Below are 2,128 nucleotides of genomic sequence, written 5' to 3' on the forward strand. Positions count from 1 at the left end.
GGCCTCGGCTCGATGGGCTACGGCATGGCGCAGTCGCTGCTTCGTGCGGGGCATCGGGTGTTCGGTGCGGACCTGGATGCGGGGCGGGTTGCGGGTCTGGTTGCCGAGGGCGGCGAGAGCGCGGCCGTGGCCGAGGCCGCGGCGGCGAGCGGCATCCTGGTCTGCGTGGTTCTGAACGCCGCGCAGACCCGCGCCGTCCTGTTCGGCCCCGAGGGCTGGGCGCGGCACCTGGCGAAGGGCGCGGTGATCGTGTCCTGCGCCACGGTGCCGCCCGAATTCGCCCGCGAGATGGCGGCGGAGGCGGCGGCGCTGGGGCTGCTCTATCTCGACGCGCCGATCTCGGGCGGGGCGGCGAAGGCCGCGCAGGGCAAGCTGTCGGTCATGGCCTCGGGCAGCGAGGCGGCGTTTGCCGCCGCCGCGCCCGCGCTCGACGCGATGGCGGAGGTGGTGCACCGGCTGGGCGAGGCGCCCGGCGCGGGCTCGGCGATGAAATCGGTCAACCAGCTGCTGGCCGGGGTGCATATCGCGGCGATGGGCGAGGCGCTGGCCTTCGCGCTGTCGCAGGGGCTGGACCTGGCGCAGGTGGTGCGGGTGATCACCTCCTCGGCGGGCAATTCCTGGATGTTCGAGAACCGCGCGCCGCATGTGGTGGAGAACGACTACGCCCCGCGCTCGATGATCAATATCTGGCCCAAGGATCTGGGCATCGTGCGGGAGATCGCCGAGGGCGCCGGGCTGCCGGTGCCGATGGCCGAGACCGCGCTCGCGCAGTTCCGCGCCGCGGCCGAGGCCGGCGACGGCGAGATCGACGACGCGGCGGTGACGCGGGTCTATACCCGCGCCGCCGGGCTGAAACTGCCGGGAGAGGAATGATGCTTCTGGGCTGCATCGGCGACGATTTCACGGGCTCGAGCGACCTCGGCAACACGCTGACCAGGGCGGGCATGCGGACCGTGCAATATGTCGGCGTGCCCGGGGCGGCGGCGGCGCCCGACGTCGAGGCCGGGATCGTGGCGCTGAAGTCACGCTCGATCCCCGTGGGTGAGGCGGTGCGGCTGTCGCTTCAGGCGCTGGAGTGGCTGCGCGCGCAGGGCTGCCGGCAGTTCCTGTTCAAATACTGCTCGACCTTCGATTCCACTCCGCAAGGCAATATCGGCCCGGTGGCCGAGGCGCTGGCCGAGGCCCTGGGCGCGCGCCAGGTGCTGGTCTGCCCGGCCTTTCCGGGCGCGGGGCGGACGATCTACCAGGGGCATCTGTTCGTCGGCGACCGGCTGCTGAACGAAAGCGGGATGGAGAACCACCCGCTGACGCCCATGACCGACGCCGACATCCGCCGCTGGCTGGCGCTTCAGGCGACGGGCAGCGTCGGCCATGTTCCGGCCTCGGCGGTCTTTGCCGGGGCGCAGGCGGTGGCCGACCGGCTGGCGGCCGAGGATGCCGCGGGCCATCGCCTGATCGTGGCCGACGCGATCCGCGACGAGGACCTGGTGACGCTGGGCCGGGCCGCGGCCGGCCTGCCGCTGCTGACCGGCGGCTCGGGCATCGCCATGGGCCTGCCCGGGAATTTCCGCGACGAGGGGCTGCTGGCGGGCGGGGCCTCTGCCTGGCGCGGGCAGGCGGGCAGGGCGGCGGTGCTGTCGGGGTCGTGCTCCAACGCGACGCGGGCGCAGGTGGCGCGGCACAGGCAGAACAACCCGGCGCTGGAGATCACCGCCGAGGCGGTGATGTCGGGCGCGATGACCGGCGAGAAGGTGGCCCGATGGCTGCTGGCGCAGGACGGCCTGCCGCTGGCCTATTCCTCGGCCGACCCGCAGGAGGTGGCCCGGGCGCAGCAGACCTACGGAACCGAGGCCATCGCGCACCGGCTGGAGGCGCTGTTTGCCGAGGCCGCGCGGCACCTGGTGGCGGGCGGCGTCGCCCGGCTGATCACCGCCGGCGGCGAGACCTCGGGCGCTGTGGTCGAGGGCCTGGCGCTGGAGCACCTGCGCATCGGCCCCGAGATCGACCCCGGCGTGCCCGCCATGCGCGCGCATGACGGCTTGGTCCTGGCCCTGAAATCGGGCAACTTCGGCGCCGAGGACTTCTTTGAAAAGGCCGCAAAACGGCTCGCGGAGGATCAGGAATGAGC

At 73.1% G+C, this 2,128-nt stretch carries 2 protein-coding genes; both read left to right on the forward strand.

Annotated features, from left to right (window positions below):
• The coding region (ltnD, locus tag KCI33_RS17795) for an L-threonate dehydrogenase (protein ID WP_212526148.1) at positions 1-873 on the forward strand (873 nt) is incomplete at its 5' end.
• Positions 873-2,126 (forward strand): 3-oxo-tetronate kinase, encoded by a 1,254-nt coding sequence (otnK, locus tag KCI33_RS17800; RefSeq protein WP_212526149.1) that lies wholly within the window; start codon positions 873-875, stop codon positions 2,124-2,126. The genes ltnD and otnK, both read left to right, overlap by 1 nt.
• Positions 2,127-2,128 lie beyond the last annotated feature (2 nt).

Origin of the sequence: Actibacterium sp. MT2.3-13A (assembly GCF_018139985.1) — a bacterium.
GTDB lineage: Bacteria > Pseudomonadota > Alphaproteobacteria > Rhodobacterales > Rhodobacteraceae > JAGSOU01.

Coding starts and splice junctions, on each gene's coding strand:
- otnK (WP_212526149.1), top strand. CDS start 873: ATGCTTCTGGGCTGCATCGGCGACGATTTCACGGGCTCGAGCGACCTC.